The organism is Alkalimarinus alittae (genome assembly GCF_026016465.1).
Lineage (GTDB): Bacteria > Pseudomonadota > Gammaproteobacteria > Pseudomonadales > Oleiphilaceae > Alkalimarinus > Alkalimarinus alittae.
In genome coordinates, this window is sequence record NZ_CP100390.1 from 3,409,086 (window position 1) to 3,423,152 (window position 14,067).

Below are 14,067 nucleotides of genomic sequence, written 5' to 3' on the forward strand. Positions count from 1 at the left end.
ATTTCTAGCAGTCACATACGAACACACCCAACACCAAGAAACACAATCTAGGATAATAAAAAATGGAACAAACATCCAAAACAAAGGCCCTAATTAAACGTTTCTTGCCACTGATAATTGTCGCTATTACAGTGTTGATAATGTTCGTTCTCATGGCCTCTCGCCCAGTTCCACAAACTAAAGAGCAGGACGAAAAGTCTTGGGCGGTTAGTACAGAGATCGCCACTCGAGCACCGGTGCACCCACAGCTAGAGCTACTCGGAACCATTGAATCGCCCTACATGACACAAATTTCGGCAGCGATAAACGCTGATGTACTTCGGGTACCTGTTCGAGAAGGAAATTATGTCACTAAGGGTGATATATTAGTCGAGCTTGACGACGTTGAGGCACGACTAAACCTACAACAAAAACAAGCCAATGTTGTCGAGATAAAAGCGTTAATCATGGCTGAAAACAACCGCTATCAGTCAGATTTAGTCGCGCTAAAGAGCGAGCAATCACTTTTAGATATTGCTAAGCGATCAGTTGAACGGCAAAGAAAACTAGAAAAATCTAACCTTACATCCCAAGAATTAATCGACAACGCCAGTAACAAACTAGAACAACAAGCCTTATCAGTTAATAGCCGCCAGCTCAGCATCTCAGACCATAACAGCAGGATCAATCAATTAAGCGCCAATCTTGCTCGCGCTAAGGCTGATGTAACAGATGCAGAACTAGACTTGGCTAGAACCAACGTCACCGCTCCTTATAATGGCCAAATCATCCGTGTAAATGTATCCCCCGGTGGTAGAGTACGCCTTGGTGAGCCAATCGTTGAGCTTTATGATAGCAGCCAGATTGAAGTACGCGCCCAGATACCAGACAAGTCTATAAGCCTGATTCAATCTTCACTTAAAGCAGGCGCCCCACTTGAAGCAACGGTTTCAATTTATGGTGAGGACGTAACGCTCATACTCAGCCGTCTATCGGGCAAAACTAACGCGGGCTCGGGAGGCGTTGATGGATTATTTAAGGCCACTAGCGATAACCCCCCCTTTATTATTGGAGGCTCAGTTAAGCTTGTACTCAACCTCCCTCCTCTAGACACAGCCATTACGGCACCCATTTCAGCTGTTTATGGAACTGATCGAATTTATAGCGTTAAAGACCAACGGCTTGTTTCTGTAAAAGCCTCTATTATAGGGGCTTATTTTGATAAAAATGGGCAACAACGCCTTATTTTAGAGACCCCGTTAGCATCCGGTGAGCCTTTTATTACCACACAGCTCCCTAATGCGATCGATGGTTTAAAAGTAACTGTCAGGGAGCCTAGTTCATGAGCATCCCTCAACAACAAGATATGATCGGGCGATTTGCTCAGCATAAAGTTGCGGCTAACCTATTAATGTTCATCATGCTGCTGGCCGGTATTATTGGGCTTAGCCGTCTTAACACTCAGTTCTTACCCACCTTCACCTTAGATTATATTACCGTCAGAGTTGTCTGGCCGGGCGCGACAGCCGAAGATATTGCCCGTTCGGTCACCACACCACTAGAGCAAGAACTTAAAAACTTAGACTTCGTCAAAGAGATGCGGTCGGTATCAAGCCGAGGCTTTTCAACCATTATTCTTGAGTACGATGAAGGCAGTGATATGGGCTTGGCACTAGACCAAGTCAAAGAGTTTGTCGGTTTAGTTAGAAACTTACCTTCAGAAGCTGAAGAGCCCAAAGTCACCAAAGTTGTGCGCAACGAAGATGTCGCGACCCTCATACTGACCACTAATAACTCTCTCGACGAATTACGTCCTCTCGCCTACCAATTTGAAAGAGAGCTTTTAGCCAAAGGCATTGCAAAAGTTGACTTTACTGGCTTACCAGAACAGGAAATCGCCATCCAGATTCCAAGTCATTCAATCGAGCGATTAAAACTCTCGCTCCCTCAAATTGGACGATTAATTAAAGACCAAAGCCAGGATATCCCTGCAGGTACCAGCGGCAAAAATGAAGTCGCCAGAGAGCTTCGAAGCCTTGAACAGCGGCGTACCGATAAAGGGTTTCAAGCACTCGCCATACTCACCTCTAAAAATACCCAGAAACTCACCCTTGATGATATTGCCGATATCGATCAGCGATCAAAAGACAACCAAGTCGAAGTATTTTATAAAGGCAACCCTGCAATCTTAATGAAAATAATGCGTACGGAAAATGCCGATACGCTAAAAGCCGCAGAGATACTGCATCAATGGCTCGATAGTGCAAAACCTAGACTGTCACCCGGTACAGAATTACACGCATTTAACGAAGCCTACGTTCTGGTTGAAGAGCGTATAGATTTGCTGTTAAAAAATGGACTGGGCGGTTTAATGCTGGTCATCGGTATATTATTTATATTTCTTAATGGCCGTGTTGCATTCTGGGTTGCGTGGGGTATTCCTGTCTCATTTATGGGGACACTAGCAGTGCTCTACCTCGCCGGCGGCAGTATCAACATGGTCAGTTTATTTGCGCTGATTATGGCGCTAGGTATCATTGTTGATGATGCCATTGTAGTAGGTGAAGACGCCCTTACCCACTACACAACAGGCGAAAGCTCACTTCAGGCAGCTGAAGGGGGAGCTCGAAGGATGTTTATACCGGTCGTATCCTCTTCCCTTACGACGATTGCGGCTTTTTTACCATTAATGATGGTGAGTGGCATTATTGGAAACATCCTCAGTGCAATTCCTCTAGTTATAATCTGCGTTATTATCGCCTCATTAATTGAAAGTTTTTTAATCTTACCTGGCCATTTAAGGCATAGCTTTCATAATAGCCACCATAAAGCTCCAGGGCCTTTTCGCGTTAAACTGGATGATGCCTTTACTCGATTCAGAGACCTTCGATTTCGCCCGCTAGTAACTACGGCGATGGAAAACCGCCTCACTACAGTATTACTGGCCATATGTGCGCTTGCCTTAGCCATATCACTCATCGCCAGTGGCCGAATTCAATTTACCTTTTTCCCGTCGCCTGATAACAAAGTATTAATCGCCAGTGTGAAATTTGCAGCAGGCACACCACCCGAAAAAGTCCGCGCCTTTGGCTTGGAAATGGAAAAACAACTGCAAAATACCAACCAAGCATTAAAGTCAGACACCGACATCCTGATGCACAGCGTGCTAAGGATAAACACAGCCACATTTGATGGCGGCATGAATTATTCGTCAGGCGATCAGTATGCCTCTGTTCAAGCAGAACTAACCTCCCCCGACCTTCGAGAAGTGACAAATACCGAATTTGTTAATGCTTGGGAATCTGCAATGAATATGCCTGATGGTGTTGAGCAGCTCAGCGTTACCAGCCCTAAAGGCGGTTCACCAGGAAAAGATATCGATATATTCCTATCAGGAATCCCACCAACAGAACTTAAAGCCGCCGCAGAAGAGGTCAGCGACAAGCTAAGCCGTTATACGGGCATCAGCAATGTTCAAGATGACCTTCCCTACGGTAAGCAACAATTTATTTACGATCTGACACCCCTCGGAAACGCGCTAGGTATCACTGTTTCTGATGTTGGCAACCAGTTAAGAGCCGCGTTTGACGGGCAACTGATTCAAATATTTTATGATAATAATGAGGAAGTTGAAGTCAGAGTGATCTTACCTGATGAAGAGCGAGATAGTTATGCAACGCTTGAAACCTTCCCTATTATCACCCCTAACGGCAGTAGCGCGCCATTAAGCAATATAGTGAACCTTACTAGCCGCAAAGGATTAGAGCTGCTTAGGCATACAGATGGTCATCTAGGCATCCACATTACCGCCGAGGTGGACACCACAGTGAACAACGCGAATATTATATTGGAAGAGATGCAGGGTAGTTTTTTTCCTGAGTTATCTGCCAGGTATGGTCTTAGCGTCGACTTGAAAGGGAAAGCCGAAGAACAACGAGAAACAGGCAGTGATATGAAAAATGGCGCACTCATTGCGCTTGCACTCATTTATCTTATCTTAGCCTGGGTGTTTGGGTCTTATACTTGGCCCTTTGCCATTATGGTGGCCATTCCATTTGGTCTCACAGGGGCCGTGTTCGGCCATGCATTGCTGAATATTGACCTTACCATTCTTTCACTGTTTGGCTTTTTCGGGCTGTCAGGTATTGTGATCAACGATGCCATTATTCTGGTTACCTTTTACCAAGAACTACGCTCAAAAGGACTCGCAATTAAACAAGCCGTTATTGATGCCGCTTGCCTCAGGCTAAGAGCCGTAATGTTAACATCACTCACGACTATTGCCGGCTTAACACCGTTACTTTTTGAAACTTCACTTCAAGCTCAGTTTCTAATACCTATGGCAGTTAGCATTTCATTTGGCCTTGCTTTCGCGACGCTACTCGTACTGATTGTCATACCCGTCATATTGTCCTTAATCGAAGATGGGAAAATTATTTTTCATCGCCATTTTTTGAGTAAAAGCGATATTTAACCGTATTTTATTCAAAAATAAGCCACTAGCGGCACAGGGCTAACGTGCCGCCAACCTCCTCGTAAAAGCGGCCTATAGAACCTGAAAATCAACAAATATAACAAGTTATCGAGTTACCCACATATTCTAAATGTATAGCGGATTAAAACATAATAATCATACTCAAAAGAGTATTTTTAGTGCTTGAATTCTAGTTGATATAAGGTGATACCTATAGCATTATCTATAATAAATATAATTAGAATGTAGGTTGTAATGGTTACGCCAGTAAAAGTGAAAGTAAGAGTCATCACTGATAATTCAGGTGTTGAATGCTGGCTTCCTGTTCTAGTTACAGAACATGGTGTTTTAAAACCGTTGTTGGATTACTTGCTAACCCACAGGCATGACAGAAGTGTGAGTTGGATGACTAAAGTTACACATTCAACTTATCTGCTGATGCAATACATGGAAGCAAACAAGCATTGCTTCCATGATCCAGTTCAGCTCTTCCAATCATTTACGCTGGCCCTGTATGAAGGAACCATTGGTGATAATGGTCTGGACCCTTCAAATCTTTATTGGCTCCCCTCAAGAAATAAAACTACCAATGGAGTCATCAACGCTATTTCTGGATTAACAGATTGGCTTAGTGAGAATCATAACGTTAACAATATGAATCCTTTGCGTGAGGCTGATAGTTTCGAAAAGAGGCTCAATTACGCTGCTTGGTTTAGACGTTCGCATAATGACTTTCTTGGTCACATTAAGGATCGCAGTATTAGCGATACAGTAAATAAGGTTCGAAGCATTAGCGGCAGACAATTAATGGCGACGTCGAGTGATGCAATTGCATTTTCAGAACCTCTTTTCGGTCGTTTCTTTCTTGAAGGTATCGGCGGTGCGTCAGATAGAAGAGTCATTGTTAGGAACCAGCTCATTATCTTGATGATGCATTTCACTGGTTGCAGGATCAGTGATTCATTGCATTTGTGGGTCCAAGATGTTCACTACGATCATAACGATGAGAAGAAAGGCAATGTGAGGCTATATCACCCTGAAGATGGCCTGGCACCGGATGGATGGAAAAGTTCTAAAGGAAGTACAAATAGAGCTGCCTACTTAAGGGAAAAATATGCACTTACTTCCCGTAATCGAATAACTGGCACACAACATGTTGGTTGGAAGAATAGAATAAGTGACCATAAGGATTTTTTTATACAGCTTCATTGGTTCCCATCAGACGTAGGTAGGCTTTTTCTAAAGTTATGGAACGAATATCTATATTATCTGGCTGTAGTGGTCAACTAAATCTGGTCACAAGTTAAGAGGCAAGTTTATATCTTGCCTCAGCTTCAGCAGGTGTTAACCCGCCATTAAAAGTATGTGGTCTATAGCGACTGTAATAATCGATTATGTATCGCGACACTTCCGGTCTCGCTTCAGTAAATGATTGATAGCCTGTTGATGGCATCCATTCTGTTTTAAAGCTTCGAAAAAATCTTTCCATAGGCGCGTTGTCCCAGCAGTTTCCGCGACGACTCATGCTTTGTCTTATTTGTAAGCGCCACAATGTTTGTCGGAACTTTAAGCTAGTGTAATGACAGCCTTGATCTGAGTGAAACATTAAACCTTTTGGTCTTCCTCTTGCCTCAAAAGCCAGGCGCAAAGCCTTTGTGGTTAACTCGCTATCGGGAGAATGAGACATGGTCCAGCCCACGACTTGTCTTGCATATAAATCTAAGACAACGGCCAAATATGACCAACGCTTTCCTGTCCAAACGTAGGTAACATCCCCACACCACGCCTGATTCGGTCTATCAACGGTGAACTCCCTATTCAACGTATTTGGAATCGCCAAGTGCTCATTACCTGTCTTTTTATAGCGATGAGCCGGCATCTGGCAGCTCACTAACTTCAGCTCTTTCATGCGCTTACTAGCAACATAGCGGCTCATAGGCAGGCCTTCAGTTGAAGATATGGTTGCTATGGTTCTTGCACCTGCTGAGCCATTACTGAGGCCATGAATGCGCCTTACTTCTGCTAACTGCTTAATTTTCTCAGGCTTAATGTTTTTCTTTCTACTGCTCCAATAATGATAACTACTGCGATGCACCTGAAATACTTTGCACAAGTCTTTGATGCTTCTGGCTCCCTTAAGTTTTCTGACTAACGCAAACCGTTCATGCTGTCTGACATCAAGAGAGCTGAAGCCTTTTTTAGAATGTCTTTCTCCATCTCTAGGCGCTTTACTTGTTTCTTTAGCTCAGCAATTTCACGCTGTTCTTCAGTGATAGGTTTGCCAGTAGTTAGCTCTCCACCGCGCTCAGCCTTTAACTTTCTGACCCATTTATCGAGCGTAGATTTACCGACATTCATTGCCTCAGCAGCTTCACGAACGGAATATCCTTGGTCTAAAACGAGCTGAGCACATTCGACTTTAAACTCGGGGTTGAATCTCGGTCTGTTTGTCTTAGTCATGTTGTCACCGTAATGATTTGTGTGCATTCTAACACCTCTTATTACGTGACCAAATTCACCGTACCACTACACTTCAGATATTAAACAGACAATGAGTTTGATCGAGGCCGACTCTGAATTATGGCAGATCTCAGAAATATGCCTGGATGCAGAAATTTACCCTCAGTTGGAAGACGATATAAGAAAGACACCCGCTCTACATAAACGCTCAAATGCTCTCAATACAGCCCTCATAAGAGACGGGTTCGCACCTATTTTTATGCAAATGGATGAGAAAATGCAGATCATCATGGGGAATGCCTTTATGAGAGCTCTTGCTAACAAGCTATGCCCTGAAAGACATCAATCTGAAGGCATGCGGATCGTCTCTGGACTAATTGAAGCCTCAGAGTCACTTGATAGCGCAGGCACTATGGATGAAGGGATAACGGCTTTAGAGACTGCGTATGGCTCTCCAATACTTCGTATTTCTGACATGGCGTCAATTAGTGATCGACTTGTCGAATCGAGGAACAAACAAATAGTGGAAAATAAAGACTATGAGTAATGATGTCGAATTTACAATTAATCCCTCTACAGTCTTGGCTGATCTGAAGGCCAATTCGAATTCTAGAAAGCAGCGCTCTCTCGATATTATTTATCAGATTCTTGAAGGGCAATCTGAAGAGACGAGGCCAGATTATTCTATTGCCAGTATCGGCAAACTATCACATTCATCAGGTGGCCCTTCAGAGCAATCAATAAGAAACAAAGGCGGATCTGATTATAGAAGGTTAATTGAAGCCTGGGCTGAATCAAAAGGTACTAATACTAAAAAACCTTCAATATCCAAATCGCGTCTTCCGAATAAAGCTGAGGATTTGCTTAGACGGATAGAAGACCCTGCACTTAGAGCAATCGTGGGGACAATTATTGCCGAGCGTAATAGATTTATGGCCGAAAATAGACTGCTAAAAGCACAGTGCAACATTACGATAGATTGTAGAAGCGAGGAAATATCTACTGTTTCTGATAAAGCTCGAAATCCATTAGAGAGCTTGTTATCTGTGACCGAAATAGAGGCGCTAAGATACGCTGCGTCTCCCAAATTATTAGAAGATAACGGTTGGACAACAAGCAAAACAGGGCGTCTAAAAGACGGGAACGGAAAAACTATAATGAAGGTTGGCTTTACTTCAGCAATTGCCAAGTTAGTCGACAAAATAGACAGCGCCGACGCTATATTGCAGGGTTAGCGTCGGCCTTATTGGTCTGATGTTAATAACTCGAAATGTGAGGCGTGATGTCTCTTTCCCGCTTGAAGCTGACCTAAAGTCATGGGTTAAGTCCCATTAACTTTGGCGTCTTAGCTGACACGTAAACATGGCTAAAAAGTCCGCAAAGTAGACGCTCAGCTTTTATAGCGAAGCATAGATAATCAGGTCAATATAGGCCTAATCAGTTACATCTGGAATGTGAGAGAAGCAGACATAAAGTCAGTACCAAATTACAGAGGTATTTTTCATTACAAATGAAAGTGATGGGGCTGGCAACTGACAGCCAATTCAATATATTATCCCTATTTACCATCAAACATATTTTCAAAATTCGGATCGGTTTGTTTCTTACATGACTGCCTTGCGACATCAACTTCTTTCGCTTCTTGTTCCAAATCTTCTAGATAACGCGAATTGACAATAACTTCAGGTATACGCAAAGAGCCAGCTGAATACTTGCCGGAAAAGCCCGTTAATTTTGATCTACCCATCTTTTCAACGGTGTTCTTTGTGGACATCAAGCTACGTCCTTCACAATGAAAATGGCTACCGACACAACTGCATTTTCGTTGTGCGCTATGTGAACCAATTTGACCATTTGCAACTAATAAAAGGGTCTCCGGATTAATATCACCAACAACGGTAGTTCCTGGACTGTAGGAACCATAAACGACTGCTCTAATATCAACATCGAAAGGATTGGAGATATGCCATTGAATAGAACTGTAAGAGCCTAAAAACAATACAATTTGTTTTGAGGTTTTTTCCATATTCAAAACAACTGACAGGTCTTTCTTATCACTCTCATATAAACCCGCATAGTATATTTCATAGTCACCAAGCAAGTTCGATTTCAAACGCTGTTCAATTTCTGCCGGCGTAAGTTTTTCCACTTGATCGATAAACGATACCGAAAACTCAGTTGTATGCCAATTATTCACATATTCAACTTCTACGAGATGATTCCCTTCTGCAAGGGTCAGCAATATTTCCTTATCTGACCCGCCCTCATACACTATTCGACCATCAATAATCAGTCTTGTTTTCGCCCAGCTTTGACTAATGGCGATCTGCTTCGTTTCACTTTTATCAAGCTTTACTGTGCCGACCCAATATGCCCCGAAGTCTTGTGATCTGATATTCTGGAATTTATTGTAGATATAGTTAATTTTCACGCCATCAACTAGCTCTCGGGCAATTACCTGGGTCGGTTCACTGGTATCGAAATAATATGCCCTAAACCCTTTTGATGGGATGTCATTATTAGGGTTAAACTTGTCTCCCCAGGTCCTGTTGGCTTGTGGAAAATCATCGATTACTTTTATCTGTTTTTTACTTGTTGAGCTATTTTTCCCTGTGCTTCGATGGAGGTTGGATAAGGCTTCGCTCTTGTAGGCTGTATCTGCTGCTTTACAGTTAAGCTGATAGCCGTAGTTAAATAACGCCCTGTCATAACTGCATAGCGATAGGTATTTAGCAGAGTCTGAGACATCTTTGGGTTCTATTGTATTGAGATTCTCGGGGTACGCCCCGTTTGCTTCGAAGAACGCCTCAATAGCTTGGTAAACTTTCCTGGAAAATTGACCTCTATTTGCCCTTTTTGCTAGCACAGGATTGTATTTCGCTTTATATTTTTGTTTTCGCTGTGAGCGCTCTTTAATTGACTCAGTCGCTACGGACGTTTCCAAATAGTTTGTTTCAATCAACTCAAACTTTCGTTCAGCGAAGGTGATTTCTCCTTCGTCCCAGTCTTTTATCGCTTGGTTTAGAAGCAAGCGTGCTTGTTTTTCTGAGTTGTCGCACCCTTGAAGAAAAGTGATAGTTAAGAATATGATGAGTATTTTTGTTCGCACTGTCTAACTTCCTATGTCTCGTAAAGTCCATCTAGAAAATAAGTTGCCTTAATAATTGGGGGCAGAGTAACATTTTTAAGCCTAATTATCCTTTCTTAAGGTACCTCTGTTACTGCTTAAAAGCATACCATAGAGATTAAGAAAATATTGCCAGACTAGAAATGTTCCATATGTCCGCTTTCCACCAATTTGAGATATAACGAGAAAGTTCAAAACTAGAAATATCTGGCCAAACCTGCAGCAAGCGCCAGTGTCTTGAACTGGCACTTTTCTGTCCCATGATTTAGTCCGCTCTTCTTTCATTGCTGAAGTCACCGGCGACGTGCTTTACGACAAGAAATTTGTAGTTTGAGTCGACTTTCCGCCAAAGGAAAGGCCCTCTTTGTTTTATATTTCTGAAAAGCTGCGTCTCAAATTATTAAGTTACCCACAGATTCTGTTAGTAAGGTTGTGCATAACTAACAATCATTAGTTCCGGCTCTAGAAAATAAGTAACCTCCAGGCAGGCTGATCATTTAATATGCAGCTTAGAGTAATGAAATTAGTACATTAAATAGTTATATAATATTTAATGGGAATGTCTAAACGCCATATATTAAGGGTCATATATAGATATAATTATATATATTGCTATAGAGAGATAATATGTGGATAACTCTGTTAATAAATTTTGGGAAACTGTCGCTTAGCCTTGTCTTATATGGGGTTGTGTCAAATTGGCCGAAAAATAGACCGAGACGTTTAAGATATAAAAATCAACAGGTTATAAATGTCAACATTGAAAAATGACATTTAATCACTTTTTTAAAGATGGATATTTATCTCGTATTGTCAACTGTGAGTATCATTTTATTTTATCGATAAATGTAACCTTTAAAAGTGCACAAAATGTGAGCTAATCCGTGTTTTGTTACAAATTGTATCAGCTTGCCTTTCCAATCGATTTTCCATAGATATAATACATACGTGCCAAAAATGTTCACTTTTAAACATTAGTTAAATTATTTCGAATAAACTTATCTAGCCTATGCTAGATACCCTACATATAACTCCAAGATTAAATGCAACTACGTCATTTTCTTTTGCATTTAAGAGGCTAGATAAACTGATGATGGACTTATTACAAAACCCTGAATTTTGGAAGTACATAAGTATTCCGTTTATTGCAGGGCTTATTGGGTGGTCGACCAATTGGCTTGCCATCAAACTCACTTTCTTGCCGCTAGAATTTGTCGGTATCCGCCCGTTTTTTGGCTGGCAAGGCATCATCCCCTCTAAAGCACGAAAGATGGCAGCCATCAGTGTTGACGCCACTATTTCTAAAATTGGCACGGTTAGTGAAATTTTCGGTCAAATTGATCCGAACGTACTCGCGTCTCATATCATAGAAACGGTCGAGCCTAGAGTTGAAGAATACGTTGATGAATTAATGCTTAGAGAGCACGCGACGTTTTGGGAAAATCTACCCACCCCTATGCGTCAGATGGTCTATGATCGCGTGAGTAAGAGCGCCCCGGAGCTTGTAGACAACCTAGTCGAAGACCTTGCCAATAATATAGAGGAACTTTTAGACATCAAAGGGATGGTAATCAATCAACTAGCCGAAGATAAAGTGCTGCTTAATCGGATATTTTTAGAGTGTGGCGACAAAGAGTTTCGCTTCATCATCAACTCAGGCGCATGGCTTGGTTTCTTCTTTGGCCTTATACAAATGGTGGTCTGGTACTTCTTTAAGAACTGGTGGATTCTACCTGTTGCAGGTCTTATCGTCGGCTACGCCACTAACTGGATTGCGCTCAATGTTATTTTTCGCCCTTTAAACCCAATTAAAATAATGGGTATCGAACTTCAAGGTCTGTTTTTGAAACGGCAAAAAGCAGTTGCTCAATCTTTTTGTAGCATTATCACTCATGAAATACTCACTATCGGCAATATTATCAACGCAGTAATGAACGGCCCTAATGCAGACAGGGCTAAAAACATGGTTAAAAAGCACATTAAACCCATTGTTGACGATACCGCCGGTTTATCAAAGCCACTAACCCAAATCGCCTTTGGCCCAAAAGGCTTTGCTCACCTCAAGCATCAGGTAGGTGAAAAGGCGATCGACATATCCGCGAGCGCTTTTACTGACCCAGTCTTTAATAACGAAAGAGCCGAGGTAGTTGAGCAGATCATGCGAGAGCGCATGGAAAACTTAACATCAGAGGAGTTCCAAGATCTTCTCAGGCCTTGCTTTCAAGAGGATGAGGTAAAGCTTATTCTTATCGGTGCCGCACTAGGCTTTGGTGCAGGTGTCGCCCAATTAATATTTGTCTTTAGTGCTTAATCATTAGTAAATAACTTTAAATACAACAAGATAATAAGTTTTTATAAAAATTTTTATAAGTTTTTGACTTATATGTATTGATGTACTTAACTTTTATATGAAATGTTAAATTTTGTTATATTTTATTTATTTTGTTAACGCATGATTAATCTGGTTATATCCAGGAGACAGAAATGGCAAGCGACCTTTGTCAAATACGATTAGGTAGTGAAGTTAAAAAGCGAAATCAAATAAGAAAACAGCTATTAGAAGAAGTTAATCACCTTATTCAAAAACTCGAATTAGCTGAAGCGCACCGCTCTAAACCAACTTTCGGTACAATTCGCTCTTATGAGTCGATGATACATGAACGCTGCAGCATGCTAGCGCGCCTATCTGGCTAAGCGCGTTAGTTACTGACGTTACAGCGGCTGCCTAACCAGCTGCTGTAACGACATATCTTTAAACTGATGCTCCAATACCTGATCAATAGACTCATGAAATACCGTCAAAGAAGTATTACGCCTCAACCTCTCCATCAGTTTCTCTTCATCAACTCGCACGGCTTTAATAACATCAAGCACTGAGATTTTATCTAATGAAGTCGCAGGTACTATAGCGTCGCCACTCTCGCCTGCAACCATCAAAATAGACTGCCTTAACAGCTTATCAGATACGTCGCGAGTCAACACTGGAGGGACCGGCAAGAGCTCTTCAAGTTGTAGCTGAGTGATAGGCGCTTCTGATCGGTCATAACGCCTCGCTACCTCTTCCATAATCGTTAAAGCTAAACGTTCTGAAACTTCTGCCGAGACTTTGACATCATAGCTGCGAGTGATACCACTAAAATTCTGATCATAGTACGCAATACTTGACCCCAAAAGCAGTATCAACCAACAAATATATAGCCATATCAGCAATACGATGCCCACCGCAAAGCCAGAGTAAATTGCCTCATATTGAGCAGAACTCATCACAAATGACGCGAACAAAACCCCCGTCATCTGCCAGGTCACGCCACTGACAATACCGCCCACTAAGGCGCTTCTAAAGCGCACTTTGGTGTTAGGCATAAATAAATAAACAAAGGTGAATGCCGCAATGATAAACAGAAAGGGTGTCAGCTTACTCAGGCTCGCAATCAGAAAACCAAACACCTCTATTTGCATCGCCTCATGAATAATAGGCGATTTCATAATAGTGGCGGTCACACCAATAGCAGATGCCATTAGCAGAGGGCCCACCATAATGACACTTAAATAATTGCTGAACCTCTGACTGATAGACCTAAGCTGTGGCACGCGCCAAATATAATTAAATGAGCGCTCAATTTTCTGGACGAGAGAGATGACGGTATAAATTAATAACACTAACCCCACAGAGCCCAGTACACCCACTTTTATATTATCGACAAAGCCCAGCACATTATTCGCTATATCAATGCCTTGCTTCCCCATAGGTTCAAAGAAACTGTATAAAAGTGGTGTCAACTGATTATGAACCCCCATCGCCTTCAATACAGAAAAACTTAGCGCTAAAAGCGGGACTACCGACAGCATCGTCGTATATACCAGCCCCATCGCATGCAAGGTTAAGTTACCGCTTAATACATCTCGAATAACAGCAAACAAAACACGCGCCACTCGACGAACCGACTGCCTTGCTTTACCCAGCCCCTTCTGGTTAGAAAACAACCAAGCCTCTAGTTGCTCAATCTTAACGCTCAAATTCATTAGT

The 14,067-nt window shown here is 42.1% G+C and carries 10 protein-coding genes; 7 read left to right on the top strand and 3 right to left on the bottom strand.

The genetic code is table 11. From position 1 onward, the window contains the following. Positions 1–62 precede the first annotated feature (62 nt). The 3 genes from NKI27_RS15390 to gmtY all read left to right on the top strand — a co-directional run bounded on the left by NKI27_RS15390 (position 63) and on the right by gmtY (position 5,743). The gene (locus NKI27_RS15390) at positions 63–1,325 is read left to right on the top strand and encodes an efflux RND transporter periplasmic adaptor subunit (protein ID WP_265046922.1); all 1,263 of its coding nucleotides are present in this window, start codon (positions 63–65) and stop codon (positions 1,323–1,325) included. Beyond that, entirely contained in the window at positions 1,322–4,453 is a 3,132-nt protein-coding gene (locus NKI27_RS15395) for an efflux RND transporter permease subunit (RefSeq protein ID WP_265046923.1), read from the top strand. Before NKI27_RS15390 ends, NKI27_RS15395 begins: the two co-directional genes overlap by 4 nt. A gap of 255 nt (positions 4,454–4,708) precedes the next feature. Next, positions 4,709–5,743, top strand: coding sequence for a gamma-mobile-trio recombinase GmtY (gene gmtY / locus NKI27_RS15400; protein WP_265046924.1), 1,035 nt, complete (start codon positions 4,709–4,711; stop codon positions 5,741–5,743). Between the two features lie 13 nt (positions 5,744–5,756). On the opposite strand, the gene NKI27_RS15405 is transcribed toward gmtY, so the two are convergent. Further along, a protein-coding gene (locus NKI27_RS15405) for an IS3 family transposase (RefSeq protein WP_265049535.1) occupies positions 5,757–6,913 on the bottom strand; the annotation gives its coding sequence in 2 pieces (ribosomal slippage) (positions 5,757–6,643 and positions 6,643–6,913; 1,158 coding nt in all). A gap of 91 nt (positions 6,914–7,004) precedes the next feature. Between NKI27_RS15405 and NKI27_RS15410 the strand changes: the two genes are divergently transcribed. Continuing rightward, the gene (locus tag NKI27_RS15410; RefSeq protein WP_265046925.1) at positions 7,005–7,460 is read left to right on the top strand and encodes a hypothetical protein; all 456 of its coding nucleotides are present in this window, start codon (positions 7,005–7,007) and stop codon (positions 7,458–7,460) included. Continuing rightward, positions 7,453–8,148, top strand: coding sequence for a gamma-mobile-trio protein GmtX (gene gmtX, locus NKI27_RS15415; protein WP_265046926.1), 696 nt, complete (start codon positions 7,453–7,455; stop codon positions 8,146–8,148). Before NKI27_RS15410 ends, gmtX begins: the two co-directional genes overlap by 8 nt. 323 nt (positions 8,149–8,471) lie before the next feature. Here the strand turns inward: gmtX and NKI27_RS15420 are convergent, their stop codons facing one another. After that, complete coding sequence (locus NKI27_RS15420) at positions 8,472–10,022, bottom strand: hypothetical protein (protein WP_265046927.1); 1,551 nt, start codon at positions 10,020–10,022, stop codon at positions 8,472–8,474. A gap of 1,108 nt (positions 10,023–11,130) precedes the next feature. Between NKI27_RS15420 and NKI27_RS15425 the strand changes: the two genes are divergently transcribed. Together NKI27_RS15425 and NKI27_RS15430 are read left to right on the top strand one after the other, a co-directional pair. Then, complete coding sequence (locus NKI27_RS15425; RefSeq protein WP_265046928.1) at positions 11,131–12,351, top strand: DUF445 domain-containing protein; 1,221 nt, start codon at positions 11,131–11,133, stop codon at positions 12,349–12,351. A gap of 173 nt (positions 12,352–12,524) precedes the next feature. Then, positions 12,525–12,734 carry a hypothetical protein gene (locus NKI27_RS15430; RefSeq protein WP_265046929.1) on the top strand — a complete coding sequence of 70 codons (210 nt, stop codon included), beginning with the start codon at positions 12,525–12,527 and terminating at the stop codon, positions 12,732–12,734. An 18-nt stretch (positions 12,735–12,752) separates the two neighbouring features. Here the strand turns inward: NKI27_RS15430 and NKI27_RS15435 are convergent, their stop codons facing one another. Beyond that, on the bottom strand, positions 12,753–14,063 hold the full coding sequence (locus tag NKI27_RS15435; RefSeq protein ID WP_265046930.1) for a YihY/virulence factor BrkB family protein: 1,311 nt from the start codon (positions 14,061–14,063) through the stop codon (positions 12,753–12,755). Between the last annotated feature and the right edge of the window lie 4 nt (positions 14,064–14,067).